The 20,545-nt window shown below is 38.3% G+C and carries 18 protein-coding genes; 12 read left to right on the top strand and 6 right to left on the bottom strand.

All coding sequences use genetic code 11. The features are described from left to right. Positions 1-49 precede the first annotated feature (49 nt). Positions 50-1,099, top strand: a complete 1,050-nt coding sequence (gene selD / locus AC503W_RS10850) for a selenide, water dikinase SelD (RefSeq protein ID WP_427688751.1) — start codon at positions 50-52, stop codon at positions 1,097-1,099. Between the two features lie 114 nt (positions 1,100-1,213). Then, positions 1,214-2,251: a tRNA 2-selenouridine(34) synthase MnmH gene (gene mnmH, locus AC503W_RS10845; protein WP_427688750.1), complete on the top strand. Its 1,038-nt coding sequence runs from the start codon at positions 1,214-1,216 to the stop codon at positions 2,249-2,251. Between the two features lie 121 nt (positions 2,252-2,372). Here the strand turns inward: mnmH and AC503W_RS10840 are convergent, their stop codons facing one another. Further along, positions 2,373-3,992 carry an ABC-F family ATP-binding cassette domain-containing protein gene (locus tag AC503W_RS10840; RefSeq protein ID WP_402958671.1) on the bottom strand — a complete coding sequence of 540 codons (1,620 nt, stop codon included), beginning with the start codon at positions 3,990-3,992 and terminating at the stop codon, positions 2,373-2,375. A 518-nt stretch (positions 3,993-4,510) separates the two neighbouring features. Between AC503W_RS10840 and AC503W_RS10835 the strand changes: the two genes are divergently transcribed. After that, complete coding sequence (locus AC503W_RS10835; protein ID WP_427688748.1) at positions 4,511-6,754, top strand: HelD family protein; 2,244 nt, start codon at positions 4,511-4,513, stop codon at positions 6,752-6,754. A gap of 53 nt (positions 6,755-6,807) precedes the next feature. On the opposite strand, the gene AC503W_RS10830 is transcribed toward AC503W_RS10835, so the two are convergent. Then, positions 6,808-7,329, bottom strand: a complete 522-nt coding sequence (locus tag AC503W_RS10830; RefSeq protein WP_427688746.1) for a GNAT family N-acetyltransferase — start codon at positions 7,327-7,329, stop codon at positions 6,808-6,810. A 141-nt stretch (positions 7,330-7,470) separates the two neighbouring features. Between AC503W_RS10830 and AC503W_RS10825 the strand changes: the two genes are divergently transcribed. Beyond that, positions 7,471-7,662 (top strand): hypothetical protein, encoded by a 192-nt coding sequence (locus AC503W_RS10825; protein ID WP_402958677.1) that lies wholly within the window; start codon positions 7,471-7,473, stop codon positions 7,660-7,662. A gap of 78 nt (positions 7,663-7,740) precedes the next feature. Next, positions 7,741-8,154 (top strand): hypothetical protein, encoded by a 414-nt coding sequence (locus AC503W_RS10820; protein WP_427688744.1) that lies wholly within the window; start codon positions 7,741-7,743, stop codon positions 8,152-8,154. A gap of 73 nt (positions 8,155-8,227) precedes the next feature. On the opposite strand, the gene AC503W_RS10815 is transcribed toward AC503W_RS10820, so the two are convergent. Further along, the gene (locus tag AC503W_RS10815; RefSeq protein ID WP_427688742.1) at positions 8,228-9,421 is read right to left on the bottom strand and encodes an alanyl-tRNA editing protein; all 1,194 of its coding nucleotides are present in this window, start codon (positions 9,419-9,421) and stop codon (positions 8,228-8,230) included. Positions 9,422-9,916: 495 nt separating this feature from the next. Between AC503W_RS10815 and AC503W_RS10810 the strand changes: the two genes are divergently transcribed. From AC503W_RS10810 to AC503W_RS10795, 4 genes are all read left to right on the top strand, one after another. After that, entirely contained in the window at positions 9,917-11,368 is a 1,452-nt protein-coding gene (locus AC503W_RS10810) for a GGDEF domain-containing response regulator (protein WP_402988398.1), read from the top strand. 129 nt (positions 11,369-11,497) lie between these two features. Next, positions 11,498-11,881, top strand: coding sequence for a response regulator transcription factor (locus tag AC503W_RS10805; protein WP_427591207.1), 384 nt, complete (start codon positions 11,498-11,500; stop codon positions 11,879-11,881). Next, on the top strand, positions 11,856-14,588 hold the full coding sequence (locus AC503W_RS10800) for an ATP-binding protein (RefSeq protein ID WP_427688740.1): 2,733 nt from the start codon (positions 11,856-11,858) through the stop codon (positions 14,586-14,588). Before AC503W_RS10805 ends, AC503W_RS10800 begins: the two co-directional genes overlap by 26 nt. Positions 14,589-14,873: 285 nt before the next feature. Then, positions 14,874-15,746, top strand: a complete 873-nt coding sequence (locus AC503W_RS10795; RefSeq protein WP_402958689.1) for a CvfB family protein — start codon at positions 14,874-14,876, stop codon at positions 15,744-15,746. Positions 15,747-15,794: 48 nt separating this feature from the next. Here AC503W_RS10795 and cotJC read toward each other — a convergent pair whose 3' ends face one another. The 3 genes from cotJC to AC503W_RS10780 are packed head-to-tail and all read right to left on the bottom strand — an operon-like array spanning position 15,795 to position 16,879. Next, positions 15,795-16,364, bottom strand: coding sequence for a spore coat protein CotJC (cotJC, locus tag AC503W_RS10790; RefSeq protein WP_402868755.1), 570 nt, complete (start codon positions 16,362-16,364; stop codon positions 15,795-15,797). A gap of 12 nt (positions 16,365-16,376) precedes the next feature. Next, the gene (locus AC503W_RS10785; RefSeq protein WP_402868753.1) at positions 16,377-16,643 is read right to left on the bottom strand and encodes a spore coat protein CotJB; all 267 of its coding nucleotides are present in this window, start codon (positions 16,641-16,643) and stop codon (positions 16,377-16,379) included. A gap of 2 nt (positions 16,644-16,645) precedes the next feature. Further along, entirely contained in the window at positions 16,646-16,879 is a 234-nt protein-coding gene (locus tag AC503W_RS10780; RefSeq protein ID WP_402868751.1) for a spore coat associated protein CotJA, read from the bottom strand. Positions 16,880-17,136: 257 nt separating this feature from the next. On the opposite strand from AC503W_RS10780, the gene AC503W_RS10775 reads away from it, so the two are divergent. The 3 genes from AC503W_RS10775 to AC503W_RS10765 all read left to right on the top strand — a co-directional run bounded on the left by AC503W_RS10775 (position 17,137) and on the right by AC503W_RS10765 (position 20,539). After that, entirely contained in the window at positions 17,137-17,943 is an 807-nt protein-coding gene (locus AC503W_RS10775; protein ID WP_427688737.1) for a 3D domain-containing protein, read from the top strand. A 135-nt stretch (positions 17,944-18,078) separates the two neighbouring features. Beyond that, positions 18,079-20,199, top strand: coding sequence for a DNA helicase RecQ (gene recQ, locus AC503W_RS10770; RefSeq protein ID WP_427688735.1), 2,121 nt, complete (start codon positions 18,079-18,081; stop codon positions 20,197-20,199). Positions 20,200-20,332: 133 nt separating this feature from the next. After that, positions 20,333-20,539 (top strand): cold-inducible protein YdjO-related protein, encoded by a 207-nt coding sequence (locus AC503W_RS10765; RefSeq protein WP_402868746.1) that lies wholly within the window; start codon positions 20,333-20,335, stop codon positions 20,537-20,539. Positions 20,540-20,545 lie beyond the last annotated feature (6 nt).

The raw sequence follows: 20,545 nt of genomic DNA, 5'->3' as shown, positions 1-20,545 counted from the left end.
GACTATGTGTTTTATAATAATTAAGACGAAAAGAAAGGTTGATTTAATTATGACAAATTCAAATAGTGTTAAGCTTACTTCATTATCCTCAAAAGGAGGTTGTGGCTGTAAAATCGGCCCAGCAGACTTGGCTCAGGTTTTACGTGGTTTACCACCTACTCTTCCTAACCCGAATTTATTAGTTGGTTTAGATACAAGTGATGATGCTGGTGTTTATCGTTTAAATGATGAATTGGCGATTGTACAAACCGTTGATTTCTTCACACCCATCGTTGATGATCCATATTCATTCGGACAAGTTGCGGCAGCCAATGCCATCAGTGATATTTACGCAATGGGGGGGAAACCGCTAACTGCGCTAAATATTGTTGCCTTCCCAATTTCCAAATTGGACAAACAAGTCTTGACTGATATCTTACGAGGTGCAGGAGATAAGTTAAAAGAAGCAGGTGCCACTCTTGTCGGGGGACATTCAATCGATGACAATGAGCCAAAATTCGGTCTTGCCGTGACGGGGCTTGTTCATCCTGACAAGGTCCGTACAAATGCAGGGGCAAAACCAGGGGATAAACTTATTTTGACTAAACCTATTGGTGTGGGCATTTTAACGACATCGATTAAAAGGGACCTTCTAACAGAGGAAGAAATCGCCCACGTTACAAAAGTAATGTCCACGTTAAATAAAATAGCTTCAGAAACGATGGAATCCTATGATGTCCATGCGTGTACGGACGTTACTGGTTTTGGTCTATTAGGGCATGCTTCAGAGATGTCAAAAGGAAGTAATACCGGCCTTCGTATCCATCATGCCCAAGTGCCGATATTGCCGAGGGTTAAAGAGCTAGCTGAAACTGGTGCCGTGCCTGGGGGAACAAAAAATAACTTTGCCCATCTTCAAGGTGATGTCACTTTCCCAGAAACAATGGATCGGATAGATCAATGGATATTATGTGATGCCGTAACATCTGGAGGACTTTTGATTTCCGTAGCAGGTGTAGAAGCAGATGCATTATTATCCGATTTACTAGATGCAGGAGTGGAAGCCGCAATAATTGGTGAAGTTACCGAAGAGAATCCAGGACACATTGTTGTCATATAATTAACGAAAAATTTGCTTGGAAGAAATCGACGAAAGCTGATTTCTTCCATTCTCATTTCTCAACGCTTGAAGATATTCAAGTTTTTCTTACAGATCCAGAAAGGTGGAAACATTGTGTTCCAAGATATTTCAGTTGATGAATTGCTCGATTTAAAGGATAAGAAAGAACTCACGGTAATTGATGTACGTTCCCCATCTGAATATAAAGATGCCACCATTCCTGGCAGTTTAAATATACCGTTTTTTGATGATGCAGAAAGAGCAGAGGTTGGAACGCTGTATAAACAAGTGAGTGCCCAGGCTGCTAAAGAACGAGGTCTAGAAATTATTTCAGTAAAATTACCGCAGTTTATAAAGGATTTTGCTAAGATAGAAGGCAAAAAAGCCGTTTTTTGTTGGCGTGGGGGTATGCGAAGCAGGACCACCGCCACTGTCCTATCCTTAATGGGAATTAAAGCCCTTCGATTGGATGGAGGGTATCGTAACTATCGTAACTGGGTGGTAGATCACTTAGAAACACTGGACATGAAACCCGAAGCCTATGTATTGAACGGTTTTACCGGAACAGGAAAAACGACGATTCTGCATCGACTTAGGGAAGATGGATACCCTATTTTAGATTTTGAAGGTATGGCAAATCATAGAGGGTCTGTTTTTGGCCAGATTGGTCTGGAACCGAATAATCAAAAAAAGTTCGATTCATTACTTCTCGAGAGCGTCCAAAAAGTTCAGCAATCACCTTTTGTTCTTATTGAAGGAGAAAGTAAAAGGATTGGTAAAGTCATAATTCCCGATTCCGTTTTAGCAAAAAAGGAACAAGGAATACAGGTATTCATCGATTTACCCATAGAAGAAAGAGTTCTTCATATTTTAGAGGACTATCAACCTTGGGAACACGAACAGGAGTGTCTAGAAGCCTTTTTAAGGATTAAAAGACGGATTCATACTCCCATTGCTGCTCAAATAGAAAATGATTTGAAATCCGGTAACTATTCGTCGGCAGTCGCACTATTACTTGAATACTACTATGACCCTATGTATCAACATACTGCCGACCATTTTCCCGATGATCGAAAAATCACAATCCAGGCTAAAAATGTGGATGAAGCAATTGAGATCATTCGTGAACGGTTACGTGTAAAGCATGGATAAGCAGTAGTGCTGTTTGGGTTTTCCTTTTCCAATCAATAATTAATCGGTTACCTGAATCCTAATTCGTTTTATAATGCAAAAAAGCACACCCTAAAAAAGGTGTGCTTTTTTTGATATTCTATTATTTATACATGTCAGCGATTTGCTTTTGTAATTTGCTATCTTCAAGGTACTCATCATAGCTAATTTGCTTATCGATAGTTCCTTTAGGTGTAAGTTCGATTATACGGTTTGCAACTGTTTCAATGAACTGGTGATCATGAGAAGAGAAAATCATAGCTCCTTTGAAATTGATTAATCCGTTATTCAAGGCTGTGATAGATTCTAAATCAAGATGGTTGGTCGGTTCATCAAGCATTAATACATTAGAACCACTTAGCATCATTTTAGAAAGCATACAGCGGACTTTTTCTCCACCTGATAGTACGCTGGCTTTTTTCGTCACTTCATCACCGGAGAATAGCATTCTGCCTAGGAAACCGCGCAGGAAGCTTTCACTTTGATCATTAGGAGAGTACTGACGCAACCAATCAACAAGTGTCAAATCGACACCTTCGAAGAATTCAGAGTTGTCTTTCGGGAAATACGCTTGTGAAGTGGTAACACCCCATTTGTAAGTACCGCTATCTGGTTCCATTTCTCCAGCAAGGATTTTGAACATGGTCGTCTTAGCAATTTCATCTCTACCGACAAATGCAATTTTATCTTCTTTGTTCATGATGAAGCTTACGTTATTCAACACGGTCACACCATCAATGGTCTTTGTGATTCCATCTACACGTAGGAGGTCGTTCCCAATTTCACGCTCTGGTGAAAAACCTACATAAGGATAACGGCGGGATGATGGTTGAATATCATCTAGACTTATTTTATCCAATAATTTTTTACGTGAAGTGGCTTGACTTGATTTAGAAGCATTGGCACTGAATCGGGCAATGAAATTTTGAAGTTCTTTAATTTTTTCTTCTTTTTTCTTATTGGCATCTTGTGTCAATTTAAGAGCTAGTTGGCTTGATTCATACCAGAAGTCATAGTTACCGATGTAAATTTTGATTTTACCGAAATCCAAATCCGCAATATGTGTACATACCTTATTAAGGAAGTAACGGTCATGGGAAACGACGATAACGGTATTTTCGAAACCAATCAAGAATTCTTCCAGCCATCTAATTGCTTTTATGTCCAAGTGGTTGGTAGGCTCATCAAGTAAAAGAACGTCAGGCTTGCCAAACAGGGCTTGTGCAAGCAATACTTTCACTTTGTCGCCACCAGTTAATTCAGCCATTTTCTTTGTATGAAGGTCTTCAGAGATGCCAAGACCTTTTAAAAGGATGGATGCTTCAGGTTCAGCTTCCCATCCGTTAAGTTCTGCGAATTCACCTTCAAGTTCGGCGGCTTTCATACCGTCTTCATCAGTGAAGTTTTCTTTCATATAGATTGCATCTTTTTCTTGCATGACTTCGTATAGTCTTTCATGGCCCATGATGACAACTTTAAGGACCTCTTCTTCTTCAAAAGCAAAATGATCTTGTTTCAAAACGGCCAGGCGTTCGCCAGGTCCCATATGCACATCACCGGATTGTGCTTCAATTTCTCCGGAAAGAATTTTTAAGAATGTGGATTTACCGGCACCATTTGCCCCAATCAATCCATAACAGTTACCAGGCGTGAATTTTATATTAACATCTTCAAACAGTTTACGATCGCCGTAGCGCAAACCAACGTTATTTACTGTAATCATTTATTTACATTCCTCCAATGACAATATCTTTAAAATTATAACATGAAAGAGGGGTCAATAAAAATATTTTAGGTTAACATAAGGGAAAAGTGATATATGCATGATAATTTGGCAATTTGCTCTATACACCGTTCTTATAAGAAAACTACTCTAATCCTTTATGTGAGTGATGTGGATGACTTGGTACTAGTTCTTTTATTTTGGCTTAATAAAGAAATATTTGCTCCCGTCAGCCCATCTAGATAGCCGTAACTATCATATCTCCGATATAAATATAACAAGATATTTCCTAATATTTAATTCTAATAGATTCTTTTCTGGAATATATAGTTTTTCATTCGAAATATAACGTAAACTGGATTCACTGCATTAAAAAAGATTTTAAAAAAACCCGTCTGAGATAAATAAAAAGGTTGAATGTAATTGTCAATTGCCTTTTTCTTTGATAATATGTATGTCCATTTCCGAGGGCATGGTTTAATTTCACATGTTCTAACATGTAGAGGGGAAGGATCAGAATGATACGACATCCCGATTTCGAAAAAGAACGTGAGCGGTTGGATTTTACAAAAAGGTACATTGATGTAGTGATCAAAACTTCAGAGAGCAATAAGGATCAATTCCAGAAGAATATGCAAGAGGCTTTTGGTGATGCGGATTGGTCGGAGTCAGGTTTATACTCCCAGTTACTGACTACCGCCAATTTCTTTGAAATGTCTCAGTCTGAATTGGATAGTTTGAAAATAGCAAAGAACAAACCATACTTTGCAAGAGTAGACTTTGTCCGGTATGACCATACTCAAGGAGAAATTCTTTATTTCGGTAAAACATCTTTGTATCAACGTGAAAGCCAAGAACAGATTATCGTCGATTGGCGTTCGCCCATTGCCAATCTATATTATGAGGGTCGAATTGGAGAAGTGAATTATCAAGCGGAGGGAGAAACATTTAGCGGGGATATCACGTTAAAGCGGCAACTGATGATTGAGGATGGCGAGTTGGAAGAGGTCAGGGACATTGACTTGACTACAACGGATGAATTGTTGCAGGAATCCCTTTCTAAAAGCTCAAGCAATCGCTTGACAGACATTATCACGACGATTCAGGAAGAACAAAATAAAATCATTCGTGCCGATTTAAATAAACCCATTATCGTACAAGGGGCGGCTGGTAGTGGTAAAACGACGATTGCCTTACACCGGATTTCTTATTTCATTTACCATTACAAAGATTTATTTGACCCACGTCAGTTAATGATCCTTGCCCCAAGCCGAGTATTCATCGACTACATATCCGAAGCTTTGCCGGAACTGGGAGTCGATAAAGTCAAACAGTTCACATTTGCTGAATACGTCCAGGTGGCAATTGGGCGGCCTTTAAATCTAATACATGATGATAAGTTGATGCGTATATTGGAGGAAAATAATGACGAAACGAAAGTGGCAATCTGGATATCGGGTTTAAAAGGATCTCCTTTATTTAAATTGATTTTGGACGGATATATAAAAGATATCTTCCGGAGCTTTCACCCAGTGGAAGATTTTTATTGTGATAATTACCGGTTATATTCTGCCAAGAAGTTTATTAGATTATTAGAAGAAGATTATTGGTACCTGCCACTTTATGGACGCCTTGATAAGTTAAAGGACATCTTACAAAATGAAGTGAAATTGAAAAAGAAAAAAATGTTGGATCGAGTTGCTGATTTTTATCAAACGAAAATTGATAAAGCCTTCGCCAGGAACATTGACCCTGTAAAGCGGAAGGAATTTGTCACAAAGTGCCATGACAAAATGATAGAACGGACCGAACGGATGAAAAAGGCGATTCGTACGTCAGTTAAAGCTTATTTTAAGCCATTCACAAACAAAGGCTTGCTACAGTATTATCAGGAGTTATATCAGGATCCTGAACGTCTTGCCTTCTACAGCAACGGTAAACTAAGCTTCGAGGATGCACGTACGTTATGTGAATATAACCAAAAATTGTTTCATGAAAAAAGCTACGAAATCGAGGATTTAGGTGCCTTGTTATATTTACAGGAATTAATTTTTGGTGTTAATAAAGACCATAAAGCCAAAAACGTTGTCATAGATGAAGCCCAGGATTATAGTTTTATGCAATTGCAAGCATTGAAGACAGCCTTTGACACGGATATGTTCACACTTGTTGGAGACCTTGCCCAGGGCATTCATTCGTATAGGGGACTTCAAACATGGGAAGATGTTCATCGTTCCATTTTTCCTAGAGCGACTTATACAGAACTGCAAAAAAGCTACCGGACGACCATTGAAATCATGGGGCAGGCCAATCGGATTCTAAAAATGTTACCTTATGATTTCCCTGAGGTCGAGCCTGTGGTCCGTCATGGAAACGAACCTGAATTCATATCCATCAAAAGCAATTGGGAGGGGCAATTGATTGATCTTATCGAAAAGTTAAAGGAGGAAGGGTATCATACATTTGCCATCATCGCCAAAACGATGAAAGATTGCGTGCTCGCGAATGAAAAATTGAGTAAGCTGTCCAATGATTTTCATTTAATTAATGAAGAGGGTATGATTCCGAAGCATAAAACGATGATAATCCCATCCTATCAATCCAAAGGTCTTGAATTCGATGTTGTCGTGGCCTTATCTCTGGAAGAGACATTTCTTCTGGAGAATGAACTTGATTTGAAATTGCTTTATGTCACCATGACAAGACCTTTACATCGCCTTTACTTTTTTGGAAGTGAAAAAGAAGATTTTCTTTTAGCTTGATGGATAAGATAGGAGGCCGATAGACGTCTGTGCCTCCTATTTTGTCCTGCCTATTATAATTTCACTAGGATATCTAGGATATTATCCCAGCCATAACCAACTTCGGCTAACTCGATTCCGGCCATTTTAACCGTTTTTTCGCTGATTATGCGGCCGCCGAGTGCTTCGTAAAAACCCCTTGATGGATTGTCCTTTAACGCCCATATAATTAAATTAGCATGTTGCTTTTGTACAAGTTCATCTACCACTGCTTTCATTAGTTTTCTTCCGATCTCTTGCCGTTGGTACTCTTTTAACAGATAAATGGCGTATACCTCACCTTGGATATGAAGATGATTCGTTTGTTCTGGACCACCTGCTGCAAAGCCGACGATCTTTCCATCACCATTTTCAGCTATATATGTTGCACTATGAAGCATCGTTAGATTTCTTGACCAATTTTTTTTCCTGGTTTCTAAATTTAAAGAGTTCAGATATGAGTCTGGGAGAATTCCTTTGTAAGTGGATTGCCAACTTTTTATATGAACGTGGGCTATACCAGTTATATCGTTTTCTGTAGCCTTTCTGATTTGCATGTGAAATCACCTTCCATTTAGTAGTTTTCCATAGAATATCATGACAGAAGAGAATAAACTTCAGATTTATGTTTAAAAGTTTCTTATAAAGGAAAAGAAATAAAAGAGTCATTCAACGAGATGAAGGGAAGGTTGAGAAAGATGAAATTGAAAGTTGGTTTTTATTTTCCAGGTGGTAAAGAGATTGAGCATGAGGTCGATGGGGATGACAGTACACAAATCATTTCAAATATTCAGAAGCACCGCTTTTATAATTTAGTTAAAGGCGATACACATTATGTGGTAGACACTGAAAAGGCTGCATACTTCTCGGTGACAGAAATAGCTGATTGATTTTTAACCGTATTGGACATTTGTTCCGATACGGTTTATTCTTTTTTTTGAGATAGAAATACTTTAAAGGAGTCAGTGATGAAAATTAATTTTACGAACAACCAATATAATACATTAATTAAATTGGTGCAGTATGGATATTGGATAGCATCTGATATGGAAAAAAATGAAGAATTCAGTGAGTTAGAGCAGTATTTGAATTCCTATGCGAAGAATTTTGGCGTGAAAGGAATTGAATATATAGAAGAGTATGGGATTTACGATGTGAGTCGTGAGCTTGAAGAAAAAATCCAAGAAGTAATTAATGAGTATGAAGATGGTGTTTTCCTGGATAAGCTTGCCTATCACATGGCAAGAAACGAGTTTGTGAAGGAATCGAAGCTCAAAAATTTCAGCCAAGAGGAAGCATTTTTACGAGTACTTGAACTTGAAGAGAAATACCATCTGTATATAGAAGAGAATGGTCTGGAACATTTGAAAATTGAAAAATGAAGAAAACATGAAAGGGAGAGGAACCTCAATTATTCCTCTCCCTTTCATTAACCCAATTTCTCCATTTAAGTTATCAGGTATTTCCATGAGTGTTACCTAGCTTATTAACGGCAAATGTATAAAATGCCATCATATCTTCCCGCGAAGAAAACCCCGCTTGAGCCGATTTTTCATTGCCCCCACCTTTACCATTGTGTGAAGAAAGCCATTCCCTAAAGAATTGTCCACAATGAATGGAGATGGTGCCATCGTGTGAAAGCAGAGCCTTTTGTTCCTGTAACGTTATAAATAGGAGAAGTGAGCTTTCTTTCCGATGTATAGCTGAAGAGAGCAGTTGTAGATCCTTCAATGTATGGTCTTCAAAAACATGAGCGATCATCGACCCATCTTCTCTATTTGCCAACAACGATGAAGCGAAAAACTCCATGTTTTCCAGTTTAAGCTTTTCATAAGCCATTGATAGCTTGTCGTGCTCGTTTTCCAATCTTTCCACCCTATTAAGGATATCTATACGACCTGTATTAAATTTGTATGATAACGTAGAAAGTAAGGTCAAGCTGTCAGTATAATCGTTTAACGCCCTTAAGCCACATTTAAAATAGAGACGTGTACTTTCTTTCTGTTTTTCCGTTTTGAGGATTTTAATAATTCCTATTTCTCCGGTTTGTTCCACGTGCGTTCCACCACAAGGATTAAATTCAATCCCCTCGATTTCTACAATTCGAATGTTTTCTGTCACCGTAGGCATTTTGACTACGGGTATGGTCTTCAATTGATCTTCAGATACAAAGTATGTATGTAACTTACGATTCTCATAGATATACTGGTTGGCGATCCGTTCCGTTTCAACTGTTTGGACATCAGTCCAGGAAGGTGTATCAATATCAATGGAGACAATGTCTTGGCCAAGATGGAAACTGACGGTATTTGCGTTGAAAAGGTCCCTACAGACGGCTGAAAGTAAATGCTGTCCGCTATGCTGCTGCATATGGTCGAAACGGCGTTCCCAATCAAGCTTGCAATGTACGAAAAGGGAGGCGGGGCTGTTTCCAACCTTATGAAGGATATCTTCATTTTCATTTTTTGAAATTTCAAGAACGGGTATACCATCTATGCTACCAATATCCCCAGGTTGACCTCCACCCTCAGGGTAAAAAGCTGTTTCATCGAGCAGTATATAATAAAAGCCTTCTTCTTCAAAAATGTCGAGGACCTTCGCGCCCCATTCAGATACCTTGGATGATTCATAATATAGTTTCTTTGTCATAATAACCCCTATCCCATCTTTATTCAGTAAATTATATCACCCCCAACCATATTAATGGAATAAGGAACCTTTATCGGATGTTACAGTAAAATATGTAGTCTTTATGACAAAGATTCAAAAAAATTCATGAGACCGTCATTATACTATTTATAGAAAAAACCTTTTGATGTAAAATATTCCTGAAAGAATATACTTTAGACCTAATTAAAATAAAAATATGGAATTGGGGCTCGACTATTTACAGGCTTTGTGTGAAAGTCGACTATCTTTTTTTCTATGCAATATGTTTATTTACGTAGGTTAGAAAGGGTCAAGTGATTAGAATTGCACATAGTCAATATGGAAAAATACAAAAATACTCTCTATCGAAATATTAAAAAACAGCTTTCTGATTGGTTGGAATTAGATAAAACGAAGATGGTTACTACAAATGAGGTATACCGTTTTCTTCATTCTATTAAAGGGACTGCAGGCACCATAGAGTTAGGTGGTCTCATGTTAATATCCGAAAATCTGTTAGGAAAGCTCGATGAAGACAGTGATGGAGTATGGAAACAAGATGACCTTGAAAATCTACTATTTGCTTTAATTGAACATACCTATGAATATGAGCATTTTGCAGAAGTGGAGATAAAAGAAAAGCCAGCCCATGATACACAGGCCCCACTCATTCAAATCATTGATGACGATATATCGATGCTGATTTTATTAAAGGACATCCTTGAAGAAAAAGGGTGGATGGTCATAACGAGTTCTGATCCGGTTAAAGCTACAAAACAATATTTTGAGATGCAGCCAGATTGCTTAATTCTAGATATTCAATTACCTACGAAAGATGGTTATCAAGTTCTGCAGGATATCCACTTTCATAATGAAAAATATTTCATTCCTAAAATCATGATTAGCATTCAAAATGACAAACAATCACGAATTAAAGCATATAAAATGGGGGCGGATGATTTCATTAGTAAGCCTATAGATATTGAAGAATTTGTTGTGAAAATAGAAAGACATATTCAGCGTAAGAAAATTTTCGATCAATCCGTCCTAATTGATGAACTTACTCAAGTATATAATCGTAGGTTCTTTGAAGATATGCTACCGCGTTATTTTCAGGATTTCAAACGAAACGGAAATCTGTTTTCGATTAGTATCATAGATCTGGATCACTTTAAAAGAGTAAATGATACATATGGACATGCGATGGGTGACGTCGTTTTGTTGGAGTTTGCCCAATTTATTAAAAACAATATCCGTAGTTCCGATTTGATTTGCCGGTATGGCGGTGAAGAATTTGTCATTATATTTCCTCAGACAGCAAATGAGGAAGCCAGGAATAAACTAACAGAATTAATAAAGATTTTCTCTACCAAAAGTTTCACTTATGAACAACAACATTTTTCTGTTTCTTTTTCTGCTGGTGTTTATACGGTACATGATGAGAGCATTACTCCTAAAGAGGCTTTTGAGGAAGCGGATAGTTCCTTGTATGAAGCAAAGCGTTTAGGGCGAGCGCGGGTGGAGAGCATTCAAAAAACTAGCATTAAAAAGAAATACCTTAATGTATCAGTGATAGATGACGATATCATTATTAGAACGATCTTAACGAAAATATTGCAGTCGATGGATTTTCCTCTTTATGATTTACATATAGCCGTATATGAAGATGGGGATTCTTTTTTGAATTCAAACCGGGCAAACGAAAACATCTCCCATTTTTTGATACTTGATGGAGTAATGCCAACTATGGATGGCATTGACGTACTGAAGAAAGTGAAAAAGGGTAGCAATGCCGATTCTTTTACCGTTTTGATGTTAACCGGTAGAAAAAGTTCGGGGGACATTGCTACAGCATTAAAATTGGGAGCGGATGATTATGTCACAAAACCTTTTAATATTACTGATCTTCAGGCAAGAATGGAACGTCTGATAAAAAAAATAATGTAAGCAGTAGACCATTTTTTCTATTCGATAGGAAAATAAAAGAGAAAGTAGGGTTGCGGTTTCAAAGAGTCACATGCATTTGAAACGAATTGATCCTTCTATTGCAGTACTGATCGTAAGGAGAATGAAAAAGTGAAACGGATTTTATTAGCTGAAGACGAAGAAATTTTGCGTATGCTTGTTGTGGATACATTAGAGGATGAAGATTACGAAGTCGATGAAGCTTCTGATGGTATTGAAGCGGTTCAATTACTTGAAAAGAATAGCTATGATCTCATCATCTTGGATTATATGATGCCAGGCTATACCGGTTTAGAAATCATTGAAAAAATCGAATCAACTGAAATTGAAAATAAAGGGAAAATCCTGATGCTATCAGCGAAAAGCCAGCAATTTGAACAAGAGAGAATTTTAGAAGCGGGAGCGGACTATTTCATGGCCAAGCCTTTTAGTCCAATGAAGCTTTTAGAGAAAATAGAGGCCATTTTAGATGAAGCTGAAACGTTATTCAAATAAGAGTCTTTCTCGTCAAGTAGTGAGTCTAATGACTGCTTGTATCATTTTATTCATAGTTGGTACAGGGATTTTATTTTATGTGCTGCAGACTGTGAATGCAGAATATATCCAGAAAAGAAATGGAATTGTTGAGAAAGAATTGTTGTTGGATGAAATTTACGAGCAATATAATAATGTCTTTTTGGATGCTAGAGGTTATATTGCATTTGGAAATGAGACATATAAAGACAAAGTTTGGAGCAGGGAAGATAAGATACGACATGATATTTCCACTTTCAAGGACCTATCAAGTTCAAAAGCCGATGAAAAAGCCCACACCGATCTCGTGAATTTTACTGATTATTATTTTAATGCCATTAAGCCTGTTTTTTCGAATATGGAAATGGACGGGAGTAGGGATAAGGGTAAGCAAATAGAAAATGAGATCACTGCCCAAGTTGCGGATTTTCGCGACAGTGTAAGGTCGTATTCGTCTGCGCTTTCAGAAAAGCTTGATGAGAATGTGAATGCATTGGCAAAAGAACAGTCCATTTTACAAGGGACCTTTATCGGATTCGTACTTGTTTTCTTATTGGTCTTTCAGAAAGTCGTGAGAAGCATTATTAGGAATATCGGAAAGCCTTTGGCTGATTTTTCATTTGCAGCTAATGAGATTGCAGCTGGTAGGGACGCCATCATTTCAGTAGATGAAGGCCGGGGAGATGAATTAGGGGTTTTGGCCATTGCCTTTAGAAAGATGATTGTAAGCATTCAGGATAAAGAGCAGGAATTGATGGCTCATAATGAAGAATTGCTTGCTCAGCAAGATGAACTTCAGGCCCAGCAGAATGAATTACAAGAAACGTTGGGGCTTATAACGAAGAATGAGAAACAACTGACTAGAAGAAATGAACTAATAAATGGTATTTCCACTTCTTTGGATAAAAATGACGTTCTTAAAAGTATTGTCTGTAATATGAGCAGTTTGATTGGAGCTGACCGTGGTATGATTACTCTAATTAATGAAGATGCATATTCTTCTTTCGGCATATCGGAATATGGAGTACAGCAATACCGAAAGAATATCAATACTGGGTTAAATGAACGCTTAATAGAAGGAAAAAAGCCATTCACTGTTAAAAGAGAGCAACATGTCAGTGAAAAGGGATACCATGAAAATACGAATTACAGTTATGATTTATTTCTTCCCGTTCTATCCGCTTTGCAAGAGGTCGACGCAATCATGGTTTTCAGCCGTTATGGATCCGCTTATACAGAAGAAGAAATGAGTGAATGTGAAACATTGGCTAAGCAGATTTCAACTTCACTTGATAAAATCAAGCTGTACGAGCAAACGGAAGATAATCGCCGGTTAAATCAGGATATCCTGAGCACTATACAGGAAGGCATTCAATTAATAGACCAAGATAGAAAGATTGTTCAAGTGAATCAACAATTTTGTGACCTATTCAAACCGGGGTCAAAACCAGTACATGTCATCGGATCTCCATGGGAAAGATGGAGTAGTGAAATGGATAGCCGGATTGCCCAAGAAGATTTCTTGGATACCTTGGAAAAAGCATTAAAAAGAGCGGATGAAGAAGCGGACTCTGAAGAGCGCACGTTCACTTTTCACAAGAAAGAAAACAACCAGGTTCTCAAGGTGTACTTTGAAACCATAAAGTATGGTGAAGAAGCTTATGGCACCATTTTGGTTTTTCGTGATATTACGAAAGAATATGAAGTGGACCAAATGAAGTCCGAGTTTGTCAGTACTGTCAGTCATGAATTGCGTACCCCGCTTGCGAGTGTTCTAGGCTTTACCGAATTAATGTTAAATAAACCGTTAAAACCGGAAAGACAAACAAAGTATTTACAGACTATTTATAATGAGGCGAAGAGGCTCACCGCTTTAATCAATGACTTTCTGGATGTGCAACGAATGGAATCGGGTAAACAAACATATGAGAAGAAATATGTTGAGATTCTACCGTTGTTGCAAAAGGTCATAGAGAACCTTGAAATTAGCACATCACTCCATGATATTCGTCTTCTTGCGGAAACTGATGATCTCGTGATTATAGGTGACCGCGCAAAAATCGAACAAGCTATCATGAATCTATTGAGTAATGCAATTAAATACTCTCCAGATGGAGGGAAAGTTCTTATTCGGGTGTACAGCAAGAAAGAAACGTTATCCATCGATATCGTGGATGAGGGGTTGGGAATCCCACAGGAATCCCTTAAACATTTGTTCCAGAAATTTTACCGTGTGGACAATTCGGACCGCAGGCGGATAGGAGGAACGGGTTTAGGGTTATCCATCGTGGAGGAAATCGTCAAATCGCATGGTGGGCATATATCCGTAAAATCAGAGTACGGTCGTGGAAGTACATTCACCCTTTCATTCCCTAAGATAACCCTTAAGGAAGAACGTACCCCGAATGATGAACATTCAAAAAAATTGAGCTATGATATCATGGTCATTGAAGACGATTTCAATTTAGCGGAGTTATTAAGATACGAACTGGTTGACAGCGGTTTTCAAGTCAGTTATTTCAAAAGCGGAAAGAAGGCGCTTCAGAAATTGAAGCAATCGCCTCCGGATGCCATCGTCCTTGACATTCTCCTTGAAGAGGGGGAAATGGATGGGTGGTCAATCATGAAAGAGTTGAAAGGAAGACCGGAGTTAAAGGACATCCCCATTTTTTGTATCGACTGCGCTTGATGAAAAAGAAAAAGGTTTTTCGCTTGGGGCAAAGGAATACTTGGTTAAACCTTATAAACCAAGTCAATTATCAAAGGTGATCATGCATACGTTATTAAGCAATGGAAAAAAAGGCCAGATTATGGTCCCACGTCCATCCTGGGAAGCCGAAAGAAGCCTTTGAAAAATAAAAATGTTAGAATAGGTGTACAGAAAGATAAAAAAATGATAGATTCAAATATGATGGAAAAATAAATATTTGGGTACAATTGTAGGTAAAGGTAAGTTACAGGAGGATTTTTATACATGCAAAAAATTCAGGCCGGTTTGGCTGTAGAGTTACAAGTAGAACGTAAGGCTGATTTCGGATGGTTCTTGACTGATGGTTCGGAAGATGTCTTGCTACACCATAATGAAGCGAATGAAGGTACTGAACTTGAAATTGGTGATGAAGTTACAGTATTTATCTATCATGATAAACAGGCACGGTTAACGGCTACCATGAATATTCCGGAAATACAGATTGACAAATATGGCTGGGCAGAAGTCGTCAATGTACAAAAGAAGCTAGGCGTCTTTGTGAATATTGGGCTTTCTAAAGATATTCTTGTATCTTTGGACGACCTTCCGAACATCGATCGTTTATGGCCGGAAGTGGGGGATCGTCTCTATATTTGCCTGAAAACAGATCGGAATGATCGTTTATTCGGCAGACTTACAACGGAAGATATCATTCAAGAAATCACTGTTCCAGCTCCATTAAAAGGAGTCCGCAATACTACCGTAAAAGGGAATGTATATCGATTGCTGATGGTCGGTTCCTTCTTTGTTTCTGAGGAAGGGTATCGTTGCTTTATTCATGAAAGTGAGAGAAAAGAAGAGCCGCGCCTAGGAGAATTTGTTGAGGGGCGTGTAATCGACAGTAAGGAAGATGGCACACTTAACGTTTCTCTATTTCCATTCAAGCAAGATCTAATGGAAGAAGATGCTGATATCATCTATACTTATTTAATGAATCGCGGTGGAGCCATGCCATATGGTGATAAGACTCCGCCTAGTGATATCCAGTTCCATTTCGGTTTAAGTAAGGGAGCCTTCAAACGTGCTCTTGGTAAATTGATGAAAGAAGGAAAGATTTATCAAGAAGAAGGATGGACATACTCTTCTGATCGTAAATGATAAAAAAGCAGCGGAATGAACTTCTCCGCTGCTTTTTTATGGTTCTTATTAAAAGATTTTCTTTTTCCCCTTTTCTTCTTTTAAAATCTCCACCGCTTCACGAAATCTCATGGAATGAACAATTTCTCTTTCTCTTAAAAACCTTAATGAATCGTTGATGTCCGGATCATCCGAAATGTCAATCAACCATTGATAGGTTGCTCTGGCCTTTTCTTCTGCTGCAATATCTTCATATAAATCTGCTATGGGATCGCCCTTTGCTTGAATATACGTAGCCGTCCATGGATTTCCTGCTGCATTTTCATAGAAGAGGGCGCTGTCGTGATTAACATAGTGGTCACCAAGACCGGCCTCTAGCATTTGTTCCGGTGTGGCGTCTTTTGTAAGCTTATAAATCATCGTTGCAATCATTTCTAAATGGGCAAATTCTTCCGTTCCAATGTCGGTGAGCAATCCGATCACTTTTTCCGGAATTGTATAGCGTTGATTTAAGTATCGTAGTGCGGCAGCCAATTCACCATCAGCGCCTCCATATTGTTCTCTTAAATATTTAGCCAGTGTGGGATTACAAGTACCAACCTTTACTGGATATTGTAGCTTTTTCTCATATATCCACATAGATATCTCTCCTTAAACCTGCCATGGCCAGGGTCCTTGGCCCCATTCCCATTTATTTTCACCATCTGGACTGTTTCCAAATTGAAACAATGGGCCGTATTTAGGTTCAAATGCTGCCTTCAATTTGGTTGAGTATTGTTGAAATTGGTTGAATTGTTGTAAAGCTTGCTGATCATGGGGATGTGTATCCAAATACAGAGTCAGCTCGACTAACACGAAATCGGCAGCTTGTATTTGGCCGAGTAACTGGTAATATTCATCATCCAGTTTCCTATTCATTACTATTTCTCCCTTTCACGATATGGATTATCATAAAAATCGTAGAAAAATTTCCAAAGCGTACCATACCTCAAAGCTTCTTCTGGAGAAAATTGTTCCAGGTTAGGCGGCTGAAAATTAATATACAAATTCGGAGGCGTACGGTAATACTTTCTTCCGATTGGTGGACATGGATCGAATTTGCTATGAAAAGGCTTATAGGACTTGATTAAGGTAAAAGTCTTTTCACTTGCCAAGGAAACCCCTCCTTTCAATATAAGGTCAGCCATTAATAATTATGCTGTTGTTAATAAAATATGCCTAATGAAAAACGGTCAAAAGGTAGGACAGACTCTACTTGGAATCATTTTTGTATTTTTGGGCTTGTTATCCTCTTGTTATCTTTCTGTGATGTTTGACATCTATTCTTCATCTGTTTGTTCTTTGTATAGGAACAATCTGTGATAGTATTTAGAACATAGCTTTTGAAAGAGTTCACAAGGAGGTACGATATATGAAAAAATCAATTTTATCGTTAACGGCCGTGGTGGCCATATCAGGAGCATTTACAATACCGGTTCAAGCTGAGGAAGTTACAGTCAAAAATGGTGACACACTATGGGGATTATCTCAATCACATAAAGTTTCAGTAGAAGATATTAAATCATGGAATCAATTAACGTCAGATTATATATATGTGGGAGACTCTTTACATATTTCTCAAGAAGAGCAATATACCGTAAAGGCTGGAGACACATTATCGAAAATAGCGAATAAATATCATGTTTCGATTAAGGACCTTAAATCATGGAATAATTTAAATACAGATACAATTCATCCAAAACAGGCCCTAGTTATTAAACCAGCGGCAAATAAGGTGGAGGCAGCAAGTACAGGTCCAGATAATAAGGCAGAGCAAGCTGCACCAGCACAAGAGACTGCACCAGTACAAAAAACTGCACCTACACAACCTGAAAAAACAGAAAAAGAGAAAAATGTATCGCAAAATGAATCAAATCAAGACAATGTAGCAAAAGAAATGACTGTAAGGGCAACAGCCTATACAGCAGATTGCCAAGGATGTAGCGGCGTCACAGCGACAGGGGTGGATTTGAAAGCAAATCCAAATCAAAAAGTCATTTCCGTTGATCCATCTGTCATACCGCTAGGAACAAAAGTATATGTAGAAGGCTACGGTTATGCAACGGCAGCTGATACAGGTAGTGCGATTAAAGGAAATAAGGTCGATATTTTCATTCCAAATAAAGAAGATGCTCTAAACTGGGGCGTCAAAAACGTTAATCTAAAAATCCTTAATTAAGAACTGACAATTGCTCTATATGAAAGAAGGAATGGACACAGATAATAACTGTGTCTATTTTTTATTCTTTTGGTGTATGAAAAAAACGAGTACAATAGAGATATTAAAACAATAGTCAATTGGGGGAGTCACACTTTGATAGAAAAAGCACGCGAATATTTACAGCAGTATTTTGGTTATGAATCATTCAGGACAGGCCAAGAAAAGATTATCGAGCAAGTCTTAGATGGAATAAACACAGCTGGAATTATGCCGACTGGAGGAGGAAAGTCAATTTGCTACCAGATTCCAGCCCTACTTTTGCCAGGCGTCACACTCGTTATATCCCCGTTAATCTCCTTGATGAAAGATCAGGTTGATGCCCTCGAACAAAACGGCATCGATGCCACTTTTCTCAACAGCTCCATATCTGGTACGGAAGCTTCCAATAGGATGAGAGATATTAAGCAGGGAAGGTACAAGCTGGTATACCTGGCACCGGAACGATTGGAAAACCATATTTTTCAGAGGGATCTGGCTAGTGTGGATATATCGATGGTCGCGATAGACGAAGCTCACTGCATCTCTCAATGGGGTCATGATTTTAGACCAAGTTATTTAAAAATCAAAACCTTTTTGAAAGAAATGCCGACTGCTCCGACCATTCTTGCCTTAACAGCGACAGCAACCCCGCATGTAACAGAAGATATCTGTCAGTCATTGGGAATTACTGCAAACCATACGGTATCCACAGGATTCGCTAGGGAAAATTTATTTTTTTCCGTCGTCAAGGAAGAGAACCGCAGTCGATATTTAATGCGTTATATTGAGAAGAATAAAAATGAGTCCGGTATTATATATGCTGCAACAAGAAAAGAAGTCGATTCATTACATGCCAAACTCAACAAAGCGGGTATTAAAACAGGGCGTTATCATGCTGGAATGAATGAACATGATCGATCTGAACAACAGGAGCTATTCATTCGTGACGATATATCTTTGATGATTGCAACCTCAGCTTTCGGTATGGGCATTGACAAATCAAACGTTCGTTATGTCATCCATTACCAAACGCCGAAGAATATGGAAAGTTATTATCAAGAAGCAGGTCGTGCAGGACGTGATGGATTGGATAGTGAATGTATTCTGCTTTATTCACCTCAAGACATGCAGATTCAGCGTTTCTTAATCGACCAATCCAATCCCTCTCAAGAATGGCAAGCCCAAGAACTGAAGAAGCTGAATAGGATGAAGGATTATTGTTTTACAGAAGGGTGTTTACAAGCATTTATCCTTCGATACTTTGGTGAAGAGAATCCGGAAGATTGTGGTCATTGTGAAAACTGTACGGATAAACGTGATGCCGTAGATGTGACAACTCAGGCGCAAATGGTCCTTTCGTGCATGTTGCGAATGGGGGAAAGGTTCGGCAAGACGATGATCAGTCAAGTGCTTACAGGTTCAAAAAACAAAAAGATAGAACAATTTGGATTCCATAAGCTCTCGACATATGGAATTATCAATAATCAGTCAGCTAAAGATGTTGCCGATTTCATAGATTTTTTGACCGCCAAGCAATTTATCGAAATGACAGGTGGGCAATTTCCTGTTCTTAAAGTAACAAATGCTGGTAGGGAAGTGTTGCTAAATCAGAAGCAAGTGCTACGCAAAGAAGTGAAACAAGTCACCAGCATTAATGTGGATCATGGTTTGTTTGAAGAATTACGACGTGTAAGAAAAGACATCGCAAGTACGGAAAATGTGCCGCCATTCATTATTTTTTCGGATGCCACTTTAAAGGATATGGCAACAAGGTTACCTGTGACAGAACAAGATTTCCTTGAGGTCAAAGGCGTGGGCTCACAAAAATACGATCGTTTTGGTAGGACATTTTTAGAGGTAGTTTCGAATTATTTACAAGCACATCCTGACATTGAGTCGAATAGAATATATAAAAAAGAAACGACGAAAAGCAGTACAGGACCTTCACATATCGAAAGTTATCGTTTATATCAAGAAGGAAAGTCAATCAAAGAAATTGCAACGATAAGAGGCCTGTCTACAATTTCCATCGAAAATCATTTATTAAAGTGTGCGGAAGAACAAATGGATATCAAATGGGAGGGTTTCTTCAATCAAGAAGAGTACGATTTAGTACTGGAAACTGCTAAACAACTTGATTCCGGAAAGCTAAAACCTCTTAAAGAGGCCCTTCCCGAGCATTTTTCATACTTTCAGATAAAAGCGATCAAGGTAAAAGCCACATTAGCTAACTAATTGATCAAATAATGGTTATTTTTTAGCGCTGGATAAATAAGAAGTTGATTTGATACGTATACTATAGAAGTAAAACAGCCGAAAAGTTCATTGGCTTAAAACTTGGTGTGTAATTTGAAAAAGGAGGTTGCTCATGTATTTTGGCAAAAAGAATTCAGAGGAACCAGAAATCATAATGGAAGATACTATTGTATATGCGTGCGGATCAGCGGATTGTAATGGCTGGATGAGGAAGGACTTTGCCTCAGTAAACTATGATTGTCCAATGTGTGGAAGTCAATTAATTGAAGAAGTTAGAGAACTTCCGAAAATTGAAAATGAATATAATGCGTATAAATAAAAGGGG

It is taken from the genome of Peribacillus suis, assembly GCF_059384845.1.
This window is presented reverse-complemented; position numbering and strand designations above follow the sequence as displayed.

What these genes read in the sequence shown, in the direction of transcription:
- selD (WP_427688751.1), top strand. Translation starts at nt 50, where the DNA reads ATGACAAATTCAAATAGTGTTAAGCTTACTTCATTATCCTCAAAAGGA.
- AC503W_RS10840 (WP_402958671.1), bottom strand. Translation starts at nt 3,992, where the DNA reads ATGATTACAGTAAATAACGTTGGTTTGCGCTACGGCGATCGTAAACTG.
- AC503W_RS10835 (WP_427688748.1), top strand. Translation starts at nt 4,511, where the DNA reads ATGATACGACATCCCGATTTCGAAAAAGAACGTGAGCGGTTGGATTTT.
- AC503W_RS10830 (WP_427688746.1), bottom strand. Translation starts at nt 7,329, where the DNA reads ATGCAAATCAGAAAGGCTACAGAAAACGATATAACTGGTATAGCCCAC.
- AC503W_RS10825 (WP_402958677.1), top strand. Translation starts at nt 7,471, where the DNA reads ATGAAATTGAAAGTTGGTTTTTATTTTCCAGGTGGTAAAGAGATTGAG.
- AC503W_RS10820 (WP_427688744.1), top strand. Translation starts at nt 7,741, where the DNA reads ATGAAAATTAATTTTACGAACAACCAATATAATACATTAATTAAATTG.
- AC503W_RS10815 (WP_427688742.1), bottom strand. Translation starts at nt 9,421, where the DNA reads ATGACAAAGAAACTATATTATGAATCATCCAAGGTATCTGAATGGGGC.
- AC503W_RS10810 (WP_402988398.1), top strand. Translation starts at nt 9,917, where the DNA reads ATGTTAATATCCGAAAATCTGTTAGGAAAGCTCGATGAAGACAGTGAT.
- AC503W_RS10800 (WP_427688740.1), top strand. Translation starts at nt 11,856, where the DNA reads ATGAAGCTGAAACGTTATTCAAATAAGAGTCTTTCTCGTCAAGTAGTG.
- AC503W_RS10795 (WP_402958689.1), top strand. Translation starts at nt 14,874, where the DNA reads ATGCAAAAAATTCAGGCCGGTTTGGCTGTAGAGTTACAAGTAGAACGT.
- cotJC (WP_402868755.1), bottom strand. Translation starts at nt 16,364, where the DNA reads ATGTGGATATATGAGAAAAAGCTACAATATCCAGTAAAGGTTGGTACT.
- AC503W_RS10785 (WP_402868753.1), bottom strand. Translation starts at nt 16,643, where the DNA reads ATGAATAGGAAACTGGATGATGAATATTACCAGTTACTCGGCCAAATA.
- AC503W_RS10775 (WP_427688737.1), top strand. Translation starts at nt 17,137, where the DNA reads ATGAAAAAATCAATTTTATCGTTAACGGCCGTGGTGGCCATATCAGGA.
- AC503W_RS10765 (WP_402868746.1), top strand. Translation starts at nt 20,333, where the DNA reads ATGTATTTTGGCAAAAAGAATTCAGAGGAACCAGAAATCATAATGGAA.